Annotated in this window: 21 protein-coding genes; 12 read left to right on the top strand and 9 right to left on the bottom strand. The window is 56.8% G+C overall.

The window, feature by feature from the left end:
* Nucleotides 1-22: 22 nt before the first annotated feature.
* Entirely contained in the window at nucleotides 23-1,099 is a 1,077-nt protein-coding gene (yncE, locus tag AC2FCQ_RS08055; RefSeq protein WP_490308011.1) for a 7-bladed beta-propeller protein YncE, read from the bottom strand.
* A 266-nt stretch (nucleotides 1,100-1,365) separates the two neighbouring features.
* Nucleotides 1,366-2,184, bottom strand: a complete 819-nt coding sequence (locus AC2FCQ_RS08060) for an AraC family transcriptional regulator (protein ID WP_265555849.1) — start codon at nucleotides 2,182-2,184, stop codon at nucleotides 1,366-1,368.
* A 116-nt stretch (nucleotides 2,185-2,300) separates the two neighbouring features.
* Between AC2FCQ_RS08060 and AC2FCQ_RS08065 the strand changes: the two genes are divergently transcribed.
* From AC2FCQ_RS08065 to AC2FCQ_RS08100, 8 genes are all read left to right on the top strand, one after another.
* Entirely contained in the window at nucleotides 2,301-2,687 is a 387-nt protein-coding gene (locus AC2FCQ_RS08065; RefSeq protein ID WP_209634747.1) for a hypothetical protein, read from the top strand.
* Between the two features lie 17 nt (nucleotides 2,688-2,704).
* Nucleotides 2,705-3,583 (top strand): helix-turn-helix domain-containing protein, encoded by an 879-nt coding sequence (locus AC2FCQ_RS08070; RefSeq protein ID WP_209634749.1) that lies wholly within the window; start codon nucleotides 2,705-2,707, stop codon nucleotides 3,581-3,583.
* Nucleotides 3,584-3,880: 297 nt separating this feature from the next.
* Nucleotides 3,881-4,801: a L,D-transpeptidase family protein gene (locus AC2FCQ_RS08075; RefSeq protein WP_209634751.1), complete on the top strand. Its 921-nt coding sequence runs from the start codon at nucleotides 3,881-3,883 to the stop codon at nucleotides 4,799-4,801.
* Between the two features lie 332 nt (nucleotides 4,802-5,133).
* Nucleotides 5,134-5,541: an ExbD/TolR family protein gene (locus tag AC2FCQ_RS08080; RefSeq protein WP_209634754.1), complete on the top strand. Its 408-nt coding sequence runs from the start codon at nucleotides 5,134-5,136 to the stop codon at nucleotides 5,539-5,541.
* Between the two features lies 1 nt (nucleotide 5,542).
* Complete coding sequence (locus tag AC2FCQ_RS08085; RefSeq protein ID WP_490308012.1) at nucleotides 5,543-6,283, top strand: TonB N-terminal domain-containing protein; 741 nt, start codon at nucleotides 5,543-5,545, stop codon at nucleotides 6,281-6,283.
* Nucleotides 6,284-6,322: 39 nt separating this feature from the next.
* The gene (locus AC2FCQ_RS08090) at nucleotides 6,323-8,569 is read left to right on the top strand and encodes a TonB-dependent receptor family protein (RefSeq protein WP_209634759.1); all 2,247 of its coding nucleotides are present in this window, start codon (nucleotides 6,323-6,325) and stop codon (nucleotides 8,567-8,569) included.
* 77 nt (nucleotides 8,570-8,646) lie between these two features.
* Nucleotides 8,647-9,297, top strand: coding sequence for a MotA/TolQ/ExbB proton channel family protein (locus AC2FCQ_RS08095; protein WP_209634762.1), 651 nt, complete (start codon nucleotides 8,647-8,649; stop codon nucleotides 9,295-9,297).
* Nucleotides 9,290-10,540 carry a phospholipase D-like domain-containing protein gene (locus AC2FCQ_RS08100; protein ID WP_490308013.1) on the top strand — a complete coding sequence of 417 codons (1,251 nt, stop codon included), beginning with the start codon at nucleotides 9,290-9,292 and terminating at the stop codon, nucleotides 10,538-10,540. The genes AC2FCQ_RS08095 and AC2FCQ_RS08100 overlap by 8 nt, the downstream gene beginning before the upstream one ends.
* Before the next feature lie 102 nt (nucleotides 10,541-10,642).
* On the opposite strand, the gene AC2FCQ_RS08105 is transcribed toward AC2FCQ_RS08100, so the two are convergent.
* The 4 genes from AC2FCQ_RS08105 to aptA all read right to left on the bottom strand — a co-directional run bounded on the left by AC2FCQ_RS08105 (nucleotide 10,643) and on the right by aptA (nucleotide 16,157).
* A complete protein-coding gene (locus tag AC2FCQ_RS08105) occupies nucleotides 10,643-11,752 on the bottom strand; it encodes a DmpA family aminopeptidase (protein ID WP_490308014.1) in 1,110 nt (369 codons plus the stop codon).
* A 2-nt stretch (nucleotides 11,753-11,754) separates the two neighbouring features.
* Nucleotides 11,755-13,131, bottom strand: a complete 1,377-nt coding sequence (locus AC2FCQ_RS08110; protein WP_490308015.1) for an APC family permease — start codon at nucleotides 13,129-13,131, stop codon at nucleotides 11,755-11,757.
* A gap of 164 nt (nucleotides 13,132-13,295) precedes the next feature.
* On the bottom strand, nucleotides 13,296-14,804 hold the full coding sequence (locus AC2FCQ_RS08115; protein ID WP_490308016.1) for a CoA-acylating methylmalonate-semialdehyde dehydrogenase: 1,509 nt from the start codon (nucleotides 14,802-14,804) through the stop codon (nucleotides 13,296-13,298).
* 12 nt (nucleotides 14,805-14,816) lie between these two features.
* Complete coding sequence (gene aptA / locus AC2FCQ_RS08120; protein ID WP_490308017.1) at nucleotides 14,817-16,157, bottom strand: omega-aminotransferase AptA; 1,341 nt, start codon at nucleotides 16,155-16,157, stop codon at nucleotides 14,817-14,819.
* Nucleotides 16,158-16,290: 133 nt separating this feature from the next.
* On the opposite strand from aptA, the gene AC2FCQ_RS08125 reads away from it, so the two are divergent.
* Nucleotides 16,291-17,220 carry a LysR family transcriptional regulator gene (locus AC2FCQ_RS08125; protein WP_209634781.1) on the top strand — a complete coding sequence of 310 codons (930 nt, stop codon included), beginning with the start codon at nucleotides 16,291-16,293 and terminating at the stop codon, nucleotides 17,218-17,220.
* A gap of 133 nt (nucleotides 17,221-17,353) precedes the next feature.
* Here AC2FCQ_RS08125 and AC2FCQ_RS08130 read toward each other — a convergent pair whose 3' ends face one another.
* Nucleotides 17,354-18,481, bottom strand: a complete 1,128-nt coding sequence (locus tag AC2FCQ_RS08130) for an iron-containing alcohol dehydrogenase (protein WP_490308018.1) — start codon at nucleotides 18,479-18,481, stop codon at nucleotides 17,354-17,356.
* A 265-nt stretch (nucleotides 18,482-18,746) separates the two neighbouring features.
* Here AC2FCQ_RS08130 and AC2FCQ_RS08135 point away from each other — a divergent pair, with 265 nt between their 5' ends.
* The 3 genes from AC2FCQ_RS08135 to AC2FCQ_RS08145 all read left to right on the top strand — a co-directional run bounded on the left by AC2FCQ_RS08135 (nucleotide 18,747) and on the right by AC2FCQ_RS08145 (nucleotide 21,295).
* Complete coding sequence (locus AC2FCQ_RS08135; protein ID WP_265555841.1) at nucleotides 18,747-19,505, top strand: helix-turn-helix transcriptional regulator; 759 nt, start codon at nucleotides 18,747-18,749, stop codon at nucleotides 19,503-19,505.
* Between the two features lie 101 nt (nucleotides 19,506-19,606).
* On the top strand, nucleotides 19,607-20,908 hold the full coding sequence (locus tag AC2FCQ_RS08140; protein WP_209634791.1) for an NAD(P)/FAD-dependent oxidoreductase: 1,302 nt from the start codon (nucleotides 19,607-19,609) through the stop codon (nucleotides 20,906-20,908).
* A 21-nt stretch (nucleotides 20,909-20,929) separates the two neighbouring features.
* On the top strand, nucleotides 20,930-21,295 hold the full coding sequence (locus tag AC2FCQ_RS08145; protein ID WP_209634794.1) for a cupin domain-containing protein: 366 nt from the start codon (nucleotides 20,930-20,932) through the stop codon (nucleotides 21,293-21,295).
* Between the two features lie 41 nt (nucleotides 21,296-21,336).
* Here the strand turns inward: AC2FCQ_RS08145 and AC2FCQ_RS08150 are convergent, their stop codons facing one another.
* Nucleotides 21,337-22,143, bottom strand: a complete 807-nt coding sequence (locus AC2FCQ_RS08150; protein WP_490308019.1) for an alpha/beta hydrolase — start codon at nucleotides 22,141-22,143, stop codon at nucleotides 21,337-21,339.
* Nucleotides 22,144-22,241: 98 nt separating this feature from the next.
* Nucleotides 22,242-23,354: a class II histone deacetylase gene (locus AC2FCQ_RS08155; RefSeq protein WP_490308020.1), complete on the bottom strand. Its 1,113-nt coding sequence runs from the start codon at nucleotides 23,352-23,354 to the stop codon at nucleotides 22,242-22,244.
* Nucleotides 23,355-23,360: the final 6 nt, after the last annotated feature.

The following is a 23,360-nucleotide window of genomic DNA, read 5'->3' on the forward strand; positions in this document are numbered from 1 at the left end:
GCGCCTGGGCGCCCTGATGTTTTTATTTCAACGCAATACGGATCACGTCGTCCGGTGCGGACGCTTCTTTCTCGCGGCTGGAAGCTTGCTTAACGCTGACGTACAACGTTTGGCCATCCGGTGACAGCGCCAGGCTGTTCGGGTGGGTTGGCGTTTTGATGGTTTGCAGCAGCTTGTAGCTCTTGGCGTCGATCACGCTGACTTCACCGGCCTGCCGATGGGTCACGTAGACTTCATTACGTGCCGGGTTGAACAGCACGGCCAGGGATTCCGGCACGTCGATTTTGCTCAGAACGTTGCCGTCGCGGGTATCGACAACCAATACCTGTGCCTGCTTGGAATCGGTGATAAAGGCACGGTGGCTGGCTGGATCCAGGCTGATGTTCAGGAAGAAGTGCTCTTTGGACTCATCGAGCTTCTTGCGACTGACAATTTTGTTGGTTTTGGTGTCGATGGTCACCAGTTCGCCGTCGGCGTTGGTCACATACAGGCGGTTTGTGGCAGCGTCCAGCGCCAGGCCGGTACCGTATTTACCGGTTTCGGTGATGGTGGTGCGCAGCGTCAGGTCTTTACTGTCCACCACCCATACCACGCTGGATTCACCCAGCCCGGTGATGTACAGGGTATCGGTGGTGGCATCAGCGACCAGCTCACGTGGCGCCAGCGGTTTTACCGTCTCGGAGCGTTTACGCGCATCCAGCACCAGGCGGCCTTTCACTTCACCGGTTTTGCCGTCGATGGCGGTCACCGAGTTATTGACGGTGTTGCCGAAGAACAGCGTATCGGTTTTGCTGTTAATGGCTGCGCCGAACGGCTTGATATCGTTGTGAATAATCTGGGTGATGTCCAGCGTCTGCGGATCCAAACGATACACAACGCCGCCTTTATCCAGCTTACGGCTTTGCGACGTGGCCAGATACAGCGCGTTCTCGCCCTGGCTGTACACCATTTCATAGGCGCCTTTGCCGACGGGTTTGCGCAGCAGTTCTGGCTCACCCTGCGCGAACAGCGGGGCGGAGAACAGCATTGAAGTGAGAAGCATCAGTGGGAAAGCTGTACGTCCGCCGAAACGACGGTTGCGAGTTGTTGCAGAGTTCATAACCTCTCCATGGAGTTAAAAAGCCTATCGTCACAGGGCCGTTGCTCTGGGACCAAGAAAGCTCATCATCGAATTGAAGGTAAAGTCCTGCCGGTCGCGTCGTGGCGCACCGGGTCTTTTATGTTTGCGAATAGTAATCATTATTTATTGAGAATGGGAGTTATTTCAATCTGGAGTTGAGTGAAAATCACAGTGTGGAGGGCCGGAGGGGGTTGCTGGCAAGGGCCCGACTGCCTCGGGCACCTCAATTGCCATACTGCTGCGTATTACATGACGATCCCGGCGCCCTGTGCCCGATCGGCCGCGTTTTTCTCTGCCAAATAACGCGCCGGTGGCTTGCCAACCGCTTTGCGGAACATGGTGACAAAACCGCTGGCGCTTTCGTAGCCCAGATCCAGCGCCACCCGTTGTACGCTGTCGCCCTGGGTCAGCCGTTGTAGCGCCAGCACCACGTGCAGTTGTCGCCGCCAGTGGCCAAAGCTCATGCCCATTTGCTGTTGCAAAGTGCGGTTGAGCGAACGTTCGCTCATACCGATACGCTGCGCCCATTGGCCGAGGGTTGCCTTGTCCGCCGGGTTGGCCAGCAGGCGCTCCGTTAACTGGCGAATGCGCGCGTCGTTGGAAACCGGCAGGTGCAGGTTCTCAACCGGTGCTTTGACGAGCTGATCCAACAACACGCTGGCTAATCGTCCTTCCGGGCCCTGTTGGTCGTACAACTGTTCGAACCCGCTAGCCTGGAACAGCAGTTCACGCAGCAGTGGGGACACCGCCAGCGTACAGCAGTGGGTTGGCAATCCTGCGATAGCATCCTGATCGACAAACAGGCAGTAGCATTCGCTGGCACTGGCCCCCTGGGCGTTATGCAGCACATTGCTGGGCATCCATAGCGCACACTGTGGTGGTACCAGCCACAGGCCGTTTTCCACCTCGCAACGGATCATGCCGCGCACCGTATAAATCAGCTGTGCCTTGCGGTGCCGGTGATGGGTGATCTCCCAATCTTTGCCAATGGTGGAGCCCTGCACGGCAAAAATGGCGCGCGGGACCTGATCGATATCGAAACGCGGTTCGGTGATAAAGGTCATGAGAATAATTCTCAATTTGGCGGAATTGAAAAACATTATGTCCTGATTGTGCAATGTGGTCTAGCACCCCGGTCGATAAAGTAAGCGCTCGTTTTAGCACTCTCAGGAGACACGCCATGTCATTAGACTCCGCCACCTTCCCGCTGGTGTGGATGCGTCAGCCAACGGCAGGACAACCGCACGACACCGCTGCCGAGTTTGCCGAGTTCAGCCGCTTATTGCAGCGCGAGCAGCCCTTCGTGCTGTTGTGCGACCGGCGTATGGATCAGAACGACGAGCACGATCGTGATGAGCGCACCCAAATCGCACTCTGGAAGCGCGATCACCGTGAGGCGCTGGCACGCTGGGTGAAAGGCATGGTGCTGATTGAACCGGACGACGTGCGGCGGAAGGCTGCGGAAGAATTTGTCGATTTCGCCAGCCGTTTCTGGGGCTACCCGGTACAGGTGGTTGCCAGCGAGCATCTGGCTCATGAATTGGCGCAACGTTTGCTGACGCAATGACGCAATAAGGGGGGGCGATGTATCAACAACAGGTTATTACGGCACTGCTTGCCTGGATCGAGCAAAACCTTGAGCAGCCATTGTCACTGGACGACATTGCCACTAAGTCAGGCTATTCCAAATGGCACCTGCAACGGTTATTTAAAGCGTTAACCGGCGAGATCCTGGGGACTTACGCCCGGCGCAGGAGGCTGACCGCCGCCGCACGTGAACTGCGGCTGACCAGCCACGGCGTGGCCTTTATCGCCGACAAGTATCAGTTTGATTCCCAGCAGACCTTCACCCGCTGTTTCAAAAAGCAGTTTGGCATGCCACCGGCCTGTTATCGTCGCAGTGCGGACTGGTCAGGGCAGGGGATGCAGCCTCCACTGCGGCCGATGGATGCGCCGTTGCCGCAGGCGGAGATCATTACGTTACCGGCGATGCAATTGATTGGCTGTACTCAGCACCGCAGTTGTACGTTGGGGCAGCTGCTGCATTCGAAAAACGCGCTGCGTCAGCACGCCTGGCGTCAGATGATGCCGAAGGAAGCCGAAACCTCAACAGTGGTATACGGCCTTACCAGCCTGGAGGCCGACAGCCGACAGCGCGGCGGGCAACGGATGGCTTATACTCTGGCGCTGGCGGACGAGCGAGCCGAGGGCGAAAGGGTACTGATCGAGCAGGGCGACTACGCCAGCTTTACTTATCAGGGGCAAGTTGAAGAGTTACAAAACTTTGTCGCCCGCCTGTATGACACCGCGATCCCCATGATGAAAGCGATACGGCGGCCAGGACAGGATATCGAGCGGTTTTATTCCATGCCGAGCGGCATTTGTAACGCAGATGGCGCGGCGATCCGCTGCGAATATCTGATTCCTATTCGTCGTATCTCACCGCCAGCCGCCGCACTTTAGCGGCGGTTTTCACACAAATGCCCCTTCGTGCTGCACCAGGTTACAAAAAAGTTCGATATTGCGCCGGTAATGTTTCACACTTAGGTTGATGTGCACATATAATGCGCATCCGGTCATATACCCTATGCCTTTCAAACTGCAGCGTTGTTGGCTGTGTGCGTACAGCTCGTCCACTTACCTGAGTAAGCGTCCGAGCATTCGCGCATTTGCCGCTGGGCCGCAACCAGAATTTCTTTGGGTACAGAGGGCCGAGTTAACCTATATCTATAATTGCCAGTGGCCACAACCAACACGAAGATGAAAATGAGCATTCGCGCGTTACTAACCCTGTTTACGGCACTGGTGGTATTCAGCCAAGCTGCCTTCGCCGTTGTCTATCCTTTGCCTGCCAAAGACAGTCGTCTGGTGGGTGAAAACATCCAAATCACCGTACCGGAAGACAGCAAGTTGCCGCTGGAGAGCTTTGCCGCTCAATACCAGATGGGCCTGAGCAACATGCTGGAAGCCAACCCAGGTGTGGATCCCTTCCTGCCGAAGGCCGGCAGTACACTGACTATTCCACAACAGTTGATCCTGCCGGACGCACCGCGTGAAGGCATCATCATCAACAGCGCAGAGATGCGTCTGTACTACTACCCGAAAGGCACCAACACGGTGATCGTGCTGCCGATTGGTATCGGCCAACTGGGTAAAGACACCCCGTTGAACTGGACTACCACGGTGCAGCGTAAGAAAGACGGCCCAACCTGGACGCCAACTGCCAAGATGCGCGCAGAATATGCCGCGGATGGCGAGATCCTGCCTGCGGTATTCCCTGCCGGCCCGGACAACCCAATGGGCCTGTATGCGCTGTACGTCGGTCGTCTGTATGCGATCCACGGCACCAACGCCAACTTCGGTATCGGTCTGCGCGTGAGCCACGGCTGTGTGCGTCTGCGTGCTGATGACATCAAGTTCCTGTTCGAAAACGTGCCGGTCGGTACGCGCGTGCAGTTCATCAATGAGCCGATCAAAGCCAGCGTTGAACCGGACGGTTCCCGTTACATTGAAGTGCATAACCCACTTTCTGCTAACGAAGAACAGCTGAAGTCGAAAGACCCTGTGCCGTTGACCATCTCTGCGCCTGTGGGCAAAGTGATGATGGATCCTGCGGTTAACCAGAGCGCAGTGGATGCGGCGATCAAAGCCCGTTCCGGTATGCCGGTTAAAGTGAACTGATTGATTGAATCGCTGTGAGAAAGGCGCCCTCGGGCGTCTTTTTTTTGGCTTAAAAACGCTTCTGGGGAGACAATACGGCCGGAGGCCATGCGGTAAATTGTCATAATAATCACAACCCATCCACCTTGGTCATTGCGTTCAGAAATGGCCACTTCGTTATTATTCCATTAAAAATCATCGCTGATTAATACGTTATATAACCCCTCTGACCCATTCCCGGTTGAAAGAATTCTCTCAAAATATGTGTGCTGTGAAAATAAGATCACACAAGCGTAACAAAAGGTAAACATAGGCTCTCTATATTGGCTGCTTTGCTTTTGGGAGGGAGTGCCATGCGTAACTGGAACGAGCCGAAAAAGAACAAGGCGCACATCGAATTGATCCCGATGATCGACGTGATGATGTTTTTGCTGGTGTTTTTTGTGTTGATTAGCCTGAACGTGATCCCGGCCCTTGGGCTGAAGACCCAACTGCCGTCCGCCGGCAGTGCGCAGCAATTGAAACCGCAGAAGAAGGCGATCATCACGTTGGGCGCAGAGGATCAATTGCAGCTCGACGGCCAACCGGTCGCACTGAGCGCGCTGGTCAGCACGCTGAAGCAACAGCAGCAGGAAAACCAGACCACCACCATTATCGTCAACAGTGACAAAGGCGTGGCGGTGGAACGGCTGGTGGCGGTGATGGATAACCTGCGTCAGGGCGGCTTCTACTCCGTCTCTATCGCCACACGGAAGCTGTGACATGTATCTGCTTTATCGTTCACGTCACCTTTTCAGCTGGTTGCCGGCGCTGATCGTCGCGGGCTGTGTGCTGTTCGCCAGCCAGCAGGCGGCACTGAAAATTCAGCCGCGCTATGACGAAACTGCCATGGAGCTGGCCTTGGTCGAGCCGGAGCCTCAGACACAGCCGGAACCCCCGGTGGAAACGCCGCCGCAACCCGACCCCCCGCCGCCAGAGCCGGAACCTATTCCTGAACCGGTCGTGCCGGCCCCAGAGCCGATTATCGAGGCTAAGCCGGTGCCAAAACCGCAGCCGAAACCGAAACCGGTGAAAGAAAAAGCCAAACCGGTGGAGAAGGCCAAACCTGTCGCAGCACCTGCCGCGCCAAGAGCATTCGTCAGCAAACCGGCGGCAGTACCCGCTCCGGCCGCCCCGGCCGCGCCAAAGGTGAACACCCAGGCGATCGAAAACGGGTATCTGCAGGCACTACGCCACGAACTGGAACAGCGTAAGCGCTACCCCAGCGGACGGCAGGCCTCTCTCGAACGGCCTCAAGGCAACGTAGAGGTGTGGCTGGAGGTTGATCGCAGCGGCCGAGTGCTCTCGTCCGGCATCACGAATAAGGCCTCCAGCATGCTGCTCAACCGTGCGGCGCTGAGCAGCCTGCAAAGCATCAGCCAGGTGAAGCCGTTTCCAAGCGACGCTTTCAACGGGCAAACAACAAAACGATTTTCAGCCACGTTCAATTATCAGGCGCCTTGACGCCTGGCATAACAGTTTGATCTTTATGGGATGGAAACAATGAAATCTTTTAATCGTTCTGGGATTTATCTGGCAGTGATGTCGGCGATGTTGCCGGGCGCGGTGCTGGCGGCGGACTCGACCGACGTCGGTACCATCAGTGTAAAAGGGCAGTCGCTGGGCGGTGGCATGATGGTGCAGGACGACAGCGCCAAGTCACGTTCCACCGTCACCAAAGAAGCCATGGATAAAATGCCGGCGGCGGCCAACGCCATCGACAAATTGAAATATACCCCCGGCTTGAACGTCAACAGTAACGACGCCAGCGGCCTGAGCGGCGTCGATTACACCATGCGGGGCATGAACTCCGATCAAATCGGTCTGTCGATGGACGGTATCCCGATCAACGACTCCGGTAACTATGCGGTGTACCCGAACTTGCTGGGCGATTCGGAGAACCTGGAAGAGATATTCGTTACTCAGGGGTCCTCAGAAGTTGATGGCCCGCATATCGGCTCCAGCGGCGGCAACATCGGGATGGTGACGCGCCGTCCGTCGAAGGACTTTGGCGGCTTTGTCAAACAGACGCTGGGCAGCAACAACCTGAGCAAAACCTTTGCGCGTCTGGAGACCGGCGAGTACAACGGCTTCAGCAACTGGCTCTCTTACTCGCACACCGAAGCGAAAAAGTGGCGCGGTGAAGGGCGCAACTATTCCGACAAATTTGAGATGAGTTCGCTGTACGAAGACGGCAACGGCAACAGCAGCAACTTGGTGATGAAGTACAACCGCCAGAATAACATCAACTACAACACCCTGAGCAAGGCGCAGTTTGACAAGGACGGCCGCTATGCCAACGACTACTCTGCCACTCCGGAGTACAACAGTAAGGGCCAGTTGAACAAGTACTACAAACTCAACCGTAACCCGTTTGATACCTTCACCCTGTCGTTCACCCAGAAACTGCAACTGCGTGACAACCTGGCGTTGACGGTACAACCTTATTACTACTGGGGTAACGGCGGCAGCTTCAACGGGCAAACCGCTTCCGTGCTGTCCAACACCTCAGATAAGGCCGGCCAGTACGATCTCAGCAATCTGAAATCCAACACCTATTACCGCCCGTCATGGACCCAGACCTGGCGCCCGGGTATCACCACCAAGCTGAAGTGGGACATCAACGATCAGCACAGCCTGGATATCGGCTACTGGTATGAACGTGCGCGTCAGTCACAGACCCAACCCTTTATCGGCATCAAGGACGACGGCAACCCGGAGCAAATTTCGGGTAAACCGGGCGGTTCCGATCAGGTGAAGGATGCCAACGGCAAAACCGTGCAGGGGCGTAACCAGTACACCATCACGCCGGCACAGAAAGTGTGGCTGCAGGATACCTGGTTTGCTACGCCGGACTTGACCTTCGTCGGCGGGCTGGCCTATCAGTACGTTGAACGCAATGGGGACAATAAAGGCAGCCTGTATAACGTGCCGGAAAAGCGCGATGCCAGATACCATGAATTCCTGCCGAACTTCAGCGCCAGCTACAAACTGAACCCGGAAAACCAGGTGTTCTATAACCTGACGCGTAACATGCGTACCCCGCCAAACTACGTGTTGTACAACGTGGGGGATTCGATCAGCACCAAGCCGGAACTGAGCTGGAACCATGAGTTGGGCTGGCGTTTCGAGCGGCAAGACATGTTGATGAGTGCCACGTTGTTCTACATGCGCTACAGCGATCGCCAGATCTCTACCACCAACCCGGCGGGCGACTACGAGATGATGAACATCGGCAACGTAGAGAACAAAGGGCTGGAGCTGGAGTGGAGCGGCCAATTGCCGCATAACTTCAACTACTACACCTCTTACACCTACACCGAGTCCAAGCAGAAGAGCGACATTGTCAGCAACGGCGGTCTGCCGCTGCCAACCAGCGGCAAAGAGGTGCCGAACGTACCGAAGAACCTGCTTAACATGACGCTGGGTTATGACGACGGTTTGTACTACAGCAGCGTCAGTGGCAAATACGTCGGTTCCTTCTATGGCGACCTGACCAATGACGAGAAGATCGGCGGCCGCACGGTATTCGATCTGGCTGCGGGCGTGCATCTGCCGGTGGACAAAAAGATCGTCAAGAGCGCGGCATTGCGCTTTGGTATCAGCAACTTGTTCGACAAGGAGTACCTGACGTCGGTGCGTACCACCACCTTTAACGCAGCGCCTTATGGCGGTGTGAGGGCCAGCACGCCGTACTACAACGTCGGGGAAGAACGTACCTTCAGCGTCTCGCTGGAAGCCACCTTTTAACTAATTAAACGTCATGTCCTTCAGGTTGTGGCCGACAAGGCCGCAGCGTGAAGGACGATGAGCATGAGGACTGAGCGATGAATGCCAACCTGTTACACGACATTATTTTCTACGTGATGTATGCCGCACTGGCGATTGCGCTGGTGATCATTGTCGAGCGTGCGCTGTATTTCGCTTACACCCAACGTCAGGCGCGTCGGCTGGAGCAGGCGCTGACGCTGGACGTGCGTCGCACCGCCGATTTGCCGGATGAACTGACCCAACGCAACAGCCTGCCGCTGGCGGTGATTTCACCGGTGTTGGAGCAAAAGCACCGTGCCGGCGACCGCGAGGCGATCGGCGATCTGATCGACGCGCAGTACCTGTTGAGTAAACCGCTGATGGCGCGTGGCCTGTGGCTGCTGGAAACCATCGTGACGGCCGCACCGTTGTTGGGGCTGTTGGGCACGGTCATGGGGATTATCGAAACCTTTAAGGCGCTGGCTGCCTCTGGCGTGTCTGAGCCGAGCCTGGTTTCTGCCGGCATGGGCACCGCGTTGTATGCGACCGGGCTGGGTATCGCCATCGCGCTGCTGTGCCTGGTCGGGAACAACTATCTGCAAAGCCGCATGGAACGGATAAACGAACTGTTGAAAGTGCTGTTGATCCGCGCCGGTGCGCCGACCAGCCGCCCGGAAAACGGCAGCCGTGAGCAATGGGTTGACAGTGAGGCACCACGCTATGCCTAATGGCCGTCAACCACGGCGGCCGCTGGGCCGCCTTTACACTGCGTTATGGGGTAGCTGTCTGTTGATGTTGAGCCAGAGTGCGGCGGCACGTTTTGAGATCCCCGGCTACGAGCTGGTGTATACCGCGCCGGTAGAAACTGCGTTGCAGGCAGATGACCTGCGCAACACTGCGCAAGTGTGGCAGCAGATGTTTGATGCGGCGAAAACCCGTATCGATCTGGGCCAGTTCTACGTGGCGAATGAACAGGGATCGTTGTTGGACGGTGTATTACAGCACCTGAAAGCCGCGGGCGAACGCGGGGTGAAAATCCGTTTTCTGATGGAAGAGAAGGGCATTCGCATTTCCACCCCTGAGACGCTGGAGCAGCTTAAGGCGATCCCGAACCTGGAACTGCGCATTATGCCTTATCAGCGCCTGAGCGGCGGTATTTTGCATGCTAAATACCTGCTGGTGGACGGTGAACAGGCATTTGTCGGCAGCCAAAACTTTGACTGGCGGGCGCTGGCGCATATCCACGAAACGGGATTGCGCATCAGCGATGCCGGGGTTGTTGGGCAAATCCAGGCGATCTTCGAGCAGGACTGGCAAGCACAGGCCTTGTTGGCCGCGGATAAACCGGTGCCGCCACTGCCGTACCAGCCCAATGCCGACACGCCGCAGGGCAACTATTTGGTTGCCAGCCCACGCGCTTACAATCCGGCTGGCGTGATTGACTCGCAGGTTGAGCTGCCGCGCCTGTTGGCGACCGCCAAGCAGCAGGTTCGGGTGCAGGTGATGGATTATGCGCCGCTGTCCTATGGCCCGGAGCGCAGCCGGCCTTACTATGCCGTGATCGACAACGCCCTGCGCAGCGCCGCTGCACGCGGCGTGAAGATCGAGCTGATGGTCGCCAACTGGAACACCAAAAAGCCGGATATTGCCTGGCTGAAAAGTTTGTCAGTGGTGCCGAATGTGCAGATAAAGATCGTCACGATCCCCCCGGCAAGCAGCGGGTTCATTCCGTTTGCACGGGTGATCCACAGCAAGATCATGACCATCGATGGCGAAACGGCGTGGATCGGCACCAGCAACTGGACCGGCGGTTATTTGGATAACTCGCGTAATCTGGAACTGGTGTTGCACAACCCGCTGATGAGCCAGCGCGTGGATAAGCTCTACAGCCAGCTGTGGAACAGCGTTTACGCCGAACCGCTTAAGCTGGATTACGACTACCCGGCGCCTAAACCGGGCGGCGAGTCCTGAGATTGCCGACCGGCTCACGTCGTGTTAAATCGGGTCGACCAGGGTAGACCCGATTTAACGCTTTGATTCTGCCATAGGGCGCAGTATGCAGCGCCTCTGGCCTTATTTCCGCCAGCCGCTTTCTTCCAATGCCGTCAGCAATTGCTCCGCGCTCAACCCTTCTGCCCGGTGGCCATTGCCCGAAACGGTATTGGCCGCCAGCAGGGCGTTGATAATCGCTTCTTCCACCGCCTCCGCCGCTGCCTCAAACAACTCAGAAATGTAATCGTTATTGACCATGCGCAGTGGGGTGGTGAATGCCCCTTTGTTGGCGTAGTCGGCAGGCGGCAATCCGTCGTTGCCCGTGGCGAAAGCGATAAAGATATCGCCGCTGGAGTCTTCGGTACCGCCGCCGGTGCGGGCAATGCCGATGCTGGCACGCTGGGCCAGTCGTGTACATTGGTGCGGCAACAACGGCGCATCGGTCGCGAGCGTAACAACGATCGATCCCATGCCGGGATGTGGCAGTTGCGGCGTGAATGGCGAGTGAATGTGCCCAAGATGGCGACCCACCGGGAATCCGCCCACTAGCAGCGACGCGCGTTTGCCGTGGTTGGCCTGCACGATGGCACCCACCGTCCACCCCCCGCGATCGGCGGGCAGGCGACGGGATGCCGTACCGCTTCCCCCTTTGAACTCATGACAAATCATGCCGCTGCCGCCACCGACCGCACCTTCCTGAGGTAACCCGCTGTGCGCCGCTTGCAGTGCCTGCCGTACGTGCTCCGGCTTGACGTGAAATCCGTTAATGTCGTTGAGCAGGCCGTCGAAGGTTTCCATCACTACCGGCATATTCCAGTACACCGCATTGTCGCCGGCGGGCAGGGCTTCGCGTTCCAGGGCAATCAGGCTGTCACGCACTACCCCGACGCTGTGGGTATTGGTGAAGGCAATTGGGCTGGTGAGCAGACCGGCTTCGCGGATCCATTCCAGCCCCGTGGCGTCACCGTTGCCGTTGAGGACATGCACACCGGCAAAGCAGGGGGATTGCCGGGCCTGGCCGGCACGGGGTTCAATCACCGTAACGCCGGTGCGCACGCTGCGGCCGTCGGCCAGATCGGCGTGGATGCTGGCGTGGCCAACGCGGACGCCGGGCACATCGGTAATGGCGTTCAGCGGGCCGGCAACGCCGTGGCCGATCTTAATGCCCAAATCCTGAGCGCGCTGCGACATGGTTATTCTCCTTCAATTGAGGGTTCTACGAGCGGGACGGTTTGACGGGTGTGCATGTAACTCAGCACCAGGCCAAAACAGAGGATACCGGCAATGATAATAAAGTCTTTCAGGCTGCTGGCGATCAAAATTGTCCACAGCACGTACAGGCAGCCAAGCAGTGCAATCACTACCGGCAATGGCCACAGTGGCATTAGGTACGGGTGATGGAAATGCACCCGGCGGCGGCTGATCAGCGCGGCGATGGCCATGATGATGTACACCAGCAACAGCAGGATCACGGTAAAGGAGGTCAGATCGCCGAGGTTGGAGCAAAAGGCCAGTAGCGCGGAGGGAATGCCGAACAGCAGGGTGGCGATCCACGGGGTACCAAAACGCGGGTGGATCTTTTTCAGTGCCCGGTTTATCTGCGGTAGCCAGAAACCGTCACGCCCACTGGAGAACATCATCCGGCTGAACTGTGCCACGATGGCGATGATGGCGTTAAACACGGAGAGGTAAATTGCCCCGCTGGCCACCCGCGCCAGCGTCGGCCCGCCCAACTGGCTGACCACGTAGCCGACGGGATCCGCCTGTTTGGCCATTTCAACCAAAGACGGTGCGCCGATCAACAGCGCGGTGAAGGGCAGCAATTCGACCAGCACCACGATGACCAGCGTTAACATGATGGCGGTCGCCATCGGTTTGCCCTGTTCACGCATGTCCTCTGCCATGTATACCGCCGCGCCATAGCCGTTGTAGGAAAACAGCGCGACGCCGACCATGGTGACGATCAACGGCACGGAGACCGGCGACAGCCCCCCTTCGGGGTTGAGTATCACCGGTGCGGTGAGTATGTCTGCGCTTTGGTGCGGATTGCTGAATCCCAGCCAGGCGATTAAGCCCAACACCGCGATCTCGACCACCAGAAAGGTGCCGGTCAGCAGGGCATTGGCCTTGATATTGAAAATGGCGCAGGCACCGCCGATCAGGATGGTGATCATACCTGCCGTAGAGGCGTCAAATTGCGTGCCCAGTGCGGTATTTAAATAGGGCACCGCGCCAGTGGCCAGCACTGCCGGGACAAACAGCGCGGCGCTGAGGATAAACAGGTAAGTTTGGAGCCCACATAGGGTGCCGAACAGCCGCTTGATGATGCTGTATTCGCCGCCTGCGCTGGGGTGCGCTGCGCCCAGCTCGGCGTAGCACAATGCAATGGTGGCGGCGATAAAGGCGGCGATCAGGAATGAAATAAAGGCACCGCTGCCGGCGCTGGCAATCGCCAGTGGGGCAATGACAAAGATAGAGCTGGCCGGTGTGACGCCGGAGGCAGTGATCATCACCACGTCGAGGACGCTGAGATTGCCTTTGAATTTATGTTCTGGTGTGGGCTCTTTCATTCAATACCCCATGAACAACGCGTAAGTGAGTGATGTTGCGGGCGGCGATTCATACGGTAGATCATTGCGATGGCATGTCGTCGCCCGGGCCTGATTAAATGGAACGCGTGGAAAAAGAGGGCGAATGTCTTCGCCCCTGTAACATATTTATTTCTATAGTGAATTTACCCTTGCCCGGACGGGAAGCTGAAGCTGGCATATTGGGCGTCATGGGACGAAGGCCAGCGCTGGGTAATGGTTTTGCGCTTGGTGTAAAACCTGACGGCATCCGGGCCGTAAGCGTGTAAGTCGCCAAACAGTGAACGTTTCCAGCCCCCAAATGAGTGGTACGCCACCGGTACCGGCAGTGCAACGTTGATCCCCACCATGCCGACCTGAATATGGCTGGAGAAGTAACGCACCGCCTCGCCGTCACGGGTGAACAGACAGGTGCCGTTACCGTATTCATGGGCGTCAATCATTGCCATCGCGTCTTTCAATGAGCTGACCCGCACAACGCCTAACACGGGGCCGAAGATCTCTTCCTGATAAATCCGCATCCCCGGTTGCACGTGGTCAAACAGCGTTGGGCCGAGGAAATACCCCTGGCTCAATTGCCCGTCGTCGCCTTGTACCTTCAGTTCACGGCCGTCGACCACCAGACGGGCGCCTTCCTCAACACCCTGATCGATGTAGCTTTTTACCTTTTGAAAATGTTGCTGGGTAACCAAAGGCCCCATATCGTTGCGGTTATCATTACCCGCGCCAATTCGCATGTTGGCCATTTGCTGTTGCAAGCCGGCGATCAGGGCGTCGGCGGTATCATCCCCCACCGCGACAACCAGCGGGATTGCCATGCAACGTTGCCCACAGGAGCCGAATGCCGCGCCCATCAGTGCGCTGACGCTACCGGCGATGTCAGCATCCGGCAACACTACAGCGTGGTTTTTCGCGCCGCCCAACGCCTGTACCCGCTTATTCTGGCCACAGCCGGTGTGATAGATGTGTTCAGCCACGGGCGTGGAGCCGACAAAGCTCACCGCCTTAACGCGTGGATCGTGCAGCAGAGTGTCTACGGCTTCGCGGTCGCCGTTGACCAGATTCAGTACGCCGGGGGGTAAGCCGGCCTCCGATGCCAGTTGAGCGATATACAGCGTGGAGGAAGGCACGCGTTCTGACGGCTTCAATACAAAGGTGTTGCCGCATACCACGGCCATTGGCCACATCCACAAGGGGACCATCGCCGGGAAGTTAAAGGGGGTGATACCGGCCACCACACCCAGCGGCTGAAACTCACTCCAGCTGTCGATACCCGGTCCGGCGTCCTTGCTGTGTTCGCCTTTTAGCAGTTCCGGTGCATAGCTGGCGTACTCAATATTTTCGATCCCGCGTTGGAGTTCACCCATGGCGTCGCTGAGGACTTTGCCGTGTTCGGTGGTAATCAGTTGGCAGATGTGATCGGCGTGCTGTTCCAGCAGCGCTTTAAGACGAATCATGATCCTGGCACGCTTCAACGGCGGGGTATCTCGCCAGGCTGGATAGGCCCGTTCGGCGGCGTCTATGGCACTTTCCACGGTGGCGCGGTCAGCCAGCAAGACCGTCTGATGTGACAGCCCGGTCGCCGGATCGAAGACCGGTTGGCTGCGAGTACCGCCAGTGGCGGACTGGCCGTTGATCCAATGTGCAATTGGCATGGTATTCGTTCCTTATTCGGTGGCGTTGATGGCGTCGCCCAAGGCGTTGATTAACGAATCAATCTGCGCTTCGCTGCTGATAAACGGCGGTGCCAGTTGCAGGGTGTCGCCGCCGTAGCGGACATAAAACCCACTTTCCCAACAGCGCATCGCCACTTCATACGGCCTGCGTGCCGCTTCGCCCGGTCGTGCCGCCAGCGTGATGCCCGCCGCCAGGCCAAAATTGCGAATGTCGGTAACGTGGCGGCAGCTTTGCAATCCGTGCACGGCCTGCTCAAAATACGGCGTCAGCGCCTGAACCCGCTCAATCATCTGCTCGCGCTCAATGATATCCAGCGTCGCCAACCCGACGGCACAGCTAACCGGGTGGGCGGAATAGGTGTAGCCGTGCGGGAATTCGAGCAAATACTCGGGGTCATCGGTGGCCATAAAGGCCTGATAAATCTCTGGGCGAACCACGACTGCGCCCATGGGTTGCGCACCGTTGGTCACCTGTTTGGCGATATTCATCATATCTGGCGTGACACCGAAGGCTTCAGCGCCGGTCAAGGCGCCGCAACGACCGAAGGCGGTGATCACTTCGTCAAAGATCAGCAGAATATTGTGTTGGGTGCAGATCTCACGGATACGTTGCAGATAGCCGACCGGGGGGACAATAACGCCAGCGGAACCGGAAAAGGGTTCGATAATGACGGCAGCGATGGTCGACGCATCACGCAGCGCGATGATCCGGTTCAGTTCTTCTGCCAGATCGGCACCTTGCGCAGGCATCCCGCGCGAAAAGGCGTTTTCCGCCAGCAAGGTATGCGGCAGGTGGTCTGCCTCGGCACTGGTGCCAAAGGCTTTGCGGTTACCGGCAATCCCGCCCACGGCAATCCCGCCAAAGTTGACGCCGTGATAGCCTTTTTCGCGGCCGATAAAGCAGGTTTTTCCTGCCTGACCTTTGGCTCGCCAATAGGCCCGCGCCATTTTTAATGACGTGTCTGCCGCTTCGGAGCCGGAGCCGGTGAAAAAGACATAATCCAGCCCGGCCGGTGTCATGGCTTTAATTTTATTCGCCAACTCGAATGATAAGGTATGGCCGAATTGGAATGCCGGGGAGTAATCCAGTTGGGAAAGTTGTTTATAGGCCGCGTCGGCTATTTCCTGACGGCCATGACCTAATCCGCAGCACCATAACCCGGATAAACCGTCAAAGATTTTACGCCCATCCTGGCTGGTATAATAAACGCCTTCAGCGTGGCTGATGATTCGCGGGTTGGCTTTAAAATTACGGTTACCGGTAAACGGCATCCAATGTGCTTCTAACCATTCACGTTCGGGCTTATTTTCAGGGTGATTTAAATCAGCCATTTTTCCCTCCGGGGGGAGAATAGGTAGGTTTATTAAATTATCTGACGTGTTAATGAATTGTTGCTTGAAATTGACTATGTTCTGCTTCTTCACTAATGTGAATAATCATATATCGAAACTTACTTAAGGTTTTATGCAAGTAAAAAAGCGCGCACTTTTGGGGCAGTTAGCGGATATGGATTTACGGTTGTTGCGAGTGTTTAAGGCCGTGGTTGACTGCGGCGGCATGAGTGCGGCTGAGCTGGAACTGAATATCAGCCTGTCGACCATCAGCAAGCATATCAAGGATCTGGAGCAGCGTTTGGGGCTGACGCTCTGCCATCGCGGGCGTGAGGGGTTTGCAGTCACTGACGAAGGGCTGTTGATTTATCAAGAAACCATCAATCTCTTGGCGGCGACCGAAGCTTTCCGCCGTGGGGTGGATGATGTGCACCAGCGTTTGGGGGGGCAACTGCATGTGGCGATATTTGATCACACCGTCAGTAATCCTCAGGCACACATCGGCCGGGCGATTGCGTTATTTAGCGAGCAGGCACCGGACGTGTCTTTGCAAATGTATGTGGAACCAATAAATACCATTGAGCGTGGCGTTATTGATGGCCAATTCCAGGTGGGTATTATTCCCATGCACCGTAGTGCAGAAAGTTTATCTTATAGTTCGTTATTTAATGAGAGGATGTTCTTATATTGTGGTGCGCAGCATGAATTATTTTCCGTTAATCATGAAACGCTGAATTGGGATCTGTTGCACCATTATGCCTTTGCCGGTTTAGGCTACCACTCACCGAATATGGAACTGAGCCTGCAACAGCATTTGCAGCGTAAAGCGACCGGATTTGCTCAGGAGTCGATCGCGACGTTGATCCTTTCCGGCAAGTACGTCGGTTTTCTTCCCGACCACTATGCGGCATTTTTTGTCGCGCAGAATATGATGCGGGCGATCAAACCGTCGCTGTTCTGTTACCACTGTGAGTATTCCAGCGTATTACGGCGTTCACCCAGCCCGCAACGGGTCGTGAAGCTGTTCCACGAGTGCCTGCTGGCGGCTCATGGAACAGCTTGATGTTACTGATCTTTCTTCTTGCTGAAAATTTTGAGCAGCACACCGACCAGTATGCCAATCGCGATGCCGGTGAAAATCCAGCTGATGATACCCATTTCCGATCCCCCGCTATTACGTTGATCTCATTCTATAATCATTCGACGCGGAATGCGCCTTCGATCATCAGCTGACGCTGCGGCGCACTGTAGTCGATCAGCGCGTTCTTGCTGTTGGATTTAGCCAGCGTCACGGCCAGTTCGTCGGCGGACAGGGGCAGATCGTCCTGCCAAAACGTGGCGATGGCGTTGCGGGTAATGAAGTCGATCAGGTAGCGTTCCGGGCTGTCATGTTGTTCGGGGAACAGGCGAGTGGCGAGGTCGGCCATCAGTGCCCGCTGCTGCGGTTGTTCACTTTGAGCCAGCAGCTCGAGGAAAGGCAGCAGCAGACGGCCGCAGACCTGTCCGTGGTGATAATCGCGCAATGCGCCAATCTCACCTGCAATACCGTGGATCACACCCAGCCCCGCGGCACTCAGCGTCAGCCCACCTAAGTAGGACGCCTGCATGATGTCCTCACGTGCCTGATCGCTGCGGTTGAGCCTGGGCCAGGCTTGCAGGAAGTGGCGGATACCGGTCAATGACATCTCTCGCGTCATGGCATTGGCGGTTTTGGACAGGTAGGCCTCGAACAAATGGGTGAAGGCATCGATGGCGCAGTAAGCCAGGACCTTATCCGGCGCACCCTGCAGCAGTTGTGGGTCCAGAATAGCGGTATGAGGGACAAAATTGTTATGCCGCAGCGAGGCTTTCACCTTACTGAACTGGGTATCTGTGATGACCGCATTCTGGGTGACTTCGCTGCCGGTACCGGCCGTGGTCGGGATGGCAATCAGCGGCAAGGTGGCCCCACTGATTTTAGTGTCGCCGACTTTTTCCATATAGCGCAGGGTTGGCAGTGGGTGCTCAACCAGGGCGGCAAAGGCCTTGGCGGCATCCAGCACGCTACCGCCGCCGATCGCCACCACCCGCTGAGCCTTGCCGCGCCAGCGCGCTACCCAGGCGTCAATCTCGTGCGGTGACGCCTCGTGGCTGACGATTTCAGTGCCAATAAGCAGCGGCGTCAACGTGTCCGCCAGCGAAGAATACACCGCGCCTTTGAGAAATGAGCGGCAGCTAAACAGTAGCGTCGGCTGCGGTTCTGCGTTCAGTAGCGGGATCAGTTGGCTGATACTGCCGTGGCCGAACCAGGTATGGCGGTTGGCGATCGTCAGGCTGGTTGTCATAGTCTCTCCTTGGCGCACGAAAACCACAGCATAAGCCAGCCTCAGCGGCCGAACCACTGCTTTTCACTGCCTGAATGACATTCCATTAATATGTTAACCCAGCATGATTGTGGCAGGGCGCAATAATCTCGCGAAGGTGTGATTTGTTTAACATGTAAACAATTCAGGGATTGCATTTGGCGCCATTGAGTGTTTTTTATAACAAGCAGGCCAGGATGAAGCCGGAGCACAGTGATTGTTAATTTATTAATGATGGCGGGCAGAGATGACTATTCAGGTCGAACGATTATCAGCGGTGATCGACGCGGTGGCGACCCCAGGCTTTTATCCTGGCTTGTTGGCCTGGCTGGAAGGCTTTTTCGCTTTTGATAATGCCATTGTCTACGCCTTTGAACGCGGCCAGGCGCCGCGCTGCCTGATAAAAACCGAGAAGGAAAATAGCGACGCGGTTAACCAACTTTACCAACAGGGCGCCTACCTCCAGGATCCGTTTTATCAGGCGCTGAACGGCGGCGCTGGGGGCGACGTGCTAACGCTGCGCCAGCTCGCGCCTTGCGGTTTCTACCATACTGATTATTACCGTAATTTTTACCGCAAGACCGGCTGGCATGACGAAGCTGGCGTGCTGTTGCCCCTGACGGCGGAACGCGGGCTGGGGGTGTTCTTCGGGTCGGCGCGTCAATCGGTCGGGGTACGCTCCCCCCAACTGGCGGATTTACGCGATGCGCTGACGCTATTGAAAAGCGTCGCTCGTCTGCATGGGGAAGTGATTGCCGCCCCCGCTACGCCGGAAAAGGTAATGGACAAGGCCGTGCAGGCGCGTTATCTGCTGACGCCCCGCGAACGCGAGATTGTGGATCTGATCCTTGAGGGTTGCGGCTCACAGCAGATTGCTGACCGGTTGTTCATCAGCGTGGGCACGGTGAAAAATCACCGCAAGAACATCTACAGCAAGCTGAATATCGGCTCACAGGCTGAACTGTTCAGCTTGCTGTTAGCCACCCCGCTGCGACGCAGTGCCTGAGTGTTAATTATTTGTTGCGAATGTCCCTAAGGGGATATGGTGGCCGCCGGGTCGCTTGCCGATAATCCGATGATAGAGCCAAGGTCATCGGGAGTGCGGCAGTGAATAATAATATCGAATCCTTAACCTACTACGCGGCAACCAAAAAGTACGATCTGCGCTTCCCGACGTTGGAAGAAGATCTGGACGTTGACGTCGTCATCATCGGTGGCGGCTTCTCCGGCATTAATACTGCCCTGGAGCTGGCGGAGCGGGGCATCACCAATATCGCCATTCTCGAAGGACGTCATCTGGGCTACGGTGGCACCGGCCGCAACGGTGGGCAGGTGATGGCGGGGATCGGCCATGACCTGGAAAAGATCAAACGCCACGTCGGTCCTGCCGGGCTGGAAACCATCTTTAAAATCAGCAACCTCGGTGCTGGGATTATTCGCGAACGCATCAAAAAATACCAAATCGACGCCGATTTTTGCTTTGGCTACGGCTACCTCGGCAGCAACGCGCGCCAGGAGAAAACCCTGCGCAGCTGGCTGAAGGAATTTAAAGCGGTATCGCCTGACGAAGAGATCGAACTTTATACCGGTGCGGAAGTGAAGCAGGTGGTGGGATCGGACGCTTATACCTGCGCGTTGAAACACATGGGCGGCGGGCATGTGCATTCACTTAACCTGCTGCTGGGCGAGGCCAAAGCGCTGAGCGACTACGGTGTGAAAATTTTCGAGAACAGCAGCGTGCTGGGCGTGGAGTACGGTTCGCGCATTAAGGTACGCACCGCCATGGGATCGGTACGCGCCAATAAGATGCTGTGGGCCTGCAACGGTTTTCTCAACGGCATGGAGCCGTTCATCTACAACAAAACCATCAATACCTATGCTTTCCAATTGGCGACCGAACCGCTCCCTGACGCGTTGATCCGGCAGATCAGCCCGATCCGCGGCGCCTACAGCGATATTCGCCCGGTGATCGACTACTACCGGGTGACCAATGAAAACCGGCTGCTGTTCGGCAGTGCGACCCGGTTGATCGAATACATTCCGGCAGATCTCAAAGCCTGGAACCGTAATCTGATGTTGAAGGTGTTCCCCTATCTGCATGACGTCAAAATCGACCTGGCCTGGGGCGGCCCGCTGTGCTGTAGCGCCAACCTGTTCCCGCAGATTGGTACCTTGCCACAGCACGATAACGTGTTCTACGTACAGGGTTACTCCGGCTTTGGCGTCACGCCGAGTCATATCGTCTGCAAGGTGCTGGCGGAGGGCATGAGCGAAGGATCGGATCGTTACGATCTGATGAGTTCGATTCCGCACGTCAATATCTTCGGCAAGGACAAACTGCGGCGGGTGATGACCACTGCCGGCAAAGTTTGGCACCAGACATCCGGCTACTGGAAAGGCCGCCGTTAATTCTTATGAGAGGAGAAAGACATGAAACCATTACTGCTTAAGCAACCGCTGCCTGAATTGCTGGAAATTGGCAGCGTCAGCAACCTGGGTGCCAAGGTGATCGCCGGGGAGCCGAACGTGGGCGTCGCGACTATTTTCGGTGAGCCAACCGATAACCTGAACTGCGGCATTTTTAGCTGTACGCGCGGCACCTTCGTGATGGAATACCCGTTCGCCGAACATGCCACCGTATGGGAAGGCACGGCCACGCTGACTGATGAGAACACCGGTAAATCTGTGCAGTACCAGGCTGGTGACTCGTGGTTTGTCGAGAAGGGCACGCCGGTTCGCTGGGAAATCACCTCCGATCGTTTTGTAAAACACTATCTGGCCATTGTCGAAGGCTGATCCTATTGTAATCCCCTCTCCTGCAGGAGAGGGGAAACCGCTTATCCCAGCACCCGCTCAATAAAACTGCCGATCCGCCTCAGGATCTGATCTTTGTTGGTTTCGTTAAAGCTCTCATGACGCCCACCTGGGTTCACCATAGATTCAAAATCGTTGCCCTTCAGCATGTTGATGGCGGTTTGCGACTGTGCCATGAGCACCAGCCGGTCGTCATCACCGTGTATCCATAACGTGGGCAAGGCACCAAAGCCCGGCCCGGCGTTGATTTTGGCCAGCATTTGCTGCATACCATGCAGCGTCGGGCGTTTGAATGGGCCGTGCCACACCAGCGGGTCGGCCTGGTAGGCAACGCCGACGGCCGGATCGCGCGACAGCGTCGCGGTATCAAGTGGCGTGTCCGGGATCTTCGGTAAATTCAGCAGATCGGAAATCTGGGTTCTTTCGCCAATCAACGGGCCGGAAAGCACCAGCGCACGCACGTTATCACCATAGCGTTGAACGTAGCGGGTGGCGATCATGCCGCCCATGGAATGGCCAATAATCACCAGGGGTACCCCCGGATGCTGTTGCTGGAAATGTGCCGCCACGTGGTGAACGTCGTCGACGACGGCGTCATAATCTTCAATTAATACGCGCTCACCCTGCGACAAACCGTGGCCAATGTGGTCGGGGCCAAAGACTCGCGCACCTTGCGCCTCCAGCGTGCGCGCGACGTACTGATAGCGACCGAGATGCTCACCGTAACCGTGTACCAACAGCGCCAGAAAGCGCGGCCGGTCATGGCCCCAATCATGTACCGCGATATCGCCCTGGACACCTTTGATAAAGGTAATTTTCTGTTCAGACATATTATTTTTCTCATCGGTAGGGATAAACGGAAACCCTATTGAGCGTAGCGGCAAAGCGAGGAATTGGTAGGGGCGCAAGATGCTGCGCCCCGAGGCGATTAGCGAATGAACTGCTGTGCCAGGCGATCGATAGCCTGGCGCTGGAAGTGGTTGAAGGCTTCACGTGGCTGCTGTTGTTGGATAAAGGCCAGCAGAGGATCCTGTACCTCGGTACGGATACCGCTGAGCTCTTCCATCACCGCCAGGCCGCAGAAGGGGACGTAGGATTCGGCATAACCGCCCTCATGTACCATCACCAATTTGCCACCGCACAGGCGATCGGCGGCATCCTGCACCAACGCCGTCATGTGACGGAAACTGTCGCTGTGCAGCTGCATACGCGCCAGCGGATCGAGGGCATTAGCATCGTAACCGCAGGCGACAATGATCATTTCTGGTTGGAATTGTTCCAGTGCCGGAATGACAATTTGGCGCATGGCATGCAGATAACCGTCGTCACCGGCCCCGGCCAGCAACGGAATATTGATGTTATAGCCTTCGCCCGCACCGGCCCCGCGATCCTGCTCACCGGAGTATCCTGCAGGGAAGCAACCATCCTGGTGCAGCGACAGCGTTAACACGTCGTCCCGCTGCCAGTAGATATGCTGGGTACCATTGCCGTGATGAACGTCCCAGTCGAGCACCGCCACCTTGCCCAGACCGTATTTCGCTTTGGCACGTTCTATGGCTATGGGGATATTGGCCAAAAAGCAAAAGCCCATCGACTGATCCGGCAGACAGTGGTGGCCCGGTGGGCGTGACAGTGCGTAGGCGTTGTCCAGATCGCCCTGCAGCACCGCCTCGACTGCCGCGCAGGCTAGCCCGGCGGACAACTTGGCGATCTCGTAACTGCCGGGGCCGAGCGGCGCCTCCTCACCCAGCATGCCGCCGCCGTTGTCGCTTAACTGTTTGAAGCGTTGTAAATAGTGGGCCGGATGAATGCGCAGCAGGTCTTCATCCGACGCCAGTTCCGCACTCAGCAGGGTGAGCTGGCGCGACAGACCTGACACGTCCATCAGGTTTTTCATGCGCCGTTTGGTTTCCGGCGATTCGGCATGGCCCGCCCCCGAGGGGGGTTGTACCCAACCGCCGACCGGTAGCGTGGTGGCGTGCAGGCCGGTGCTGTGCCAGAAACAGCGTTCATCAAACAAGAAACCGGTTTTTCTTTTCACCTTTTT

Source organism: Serratia sp. CoH_134_PS_4 (genome assembly GCF_058190535.1).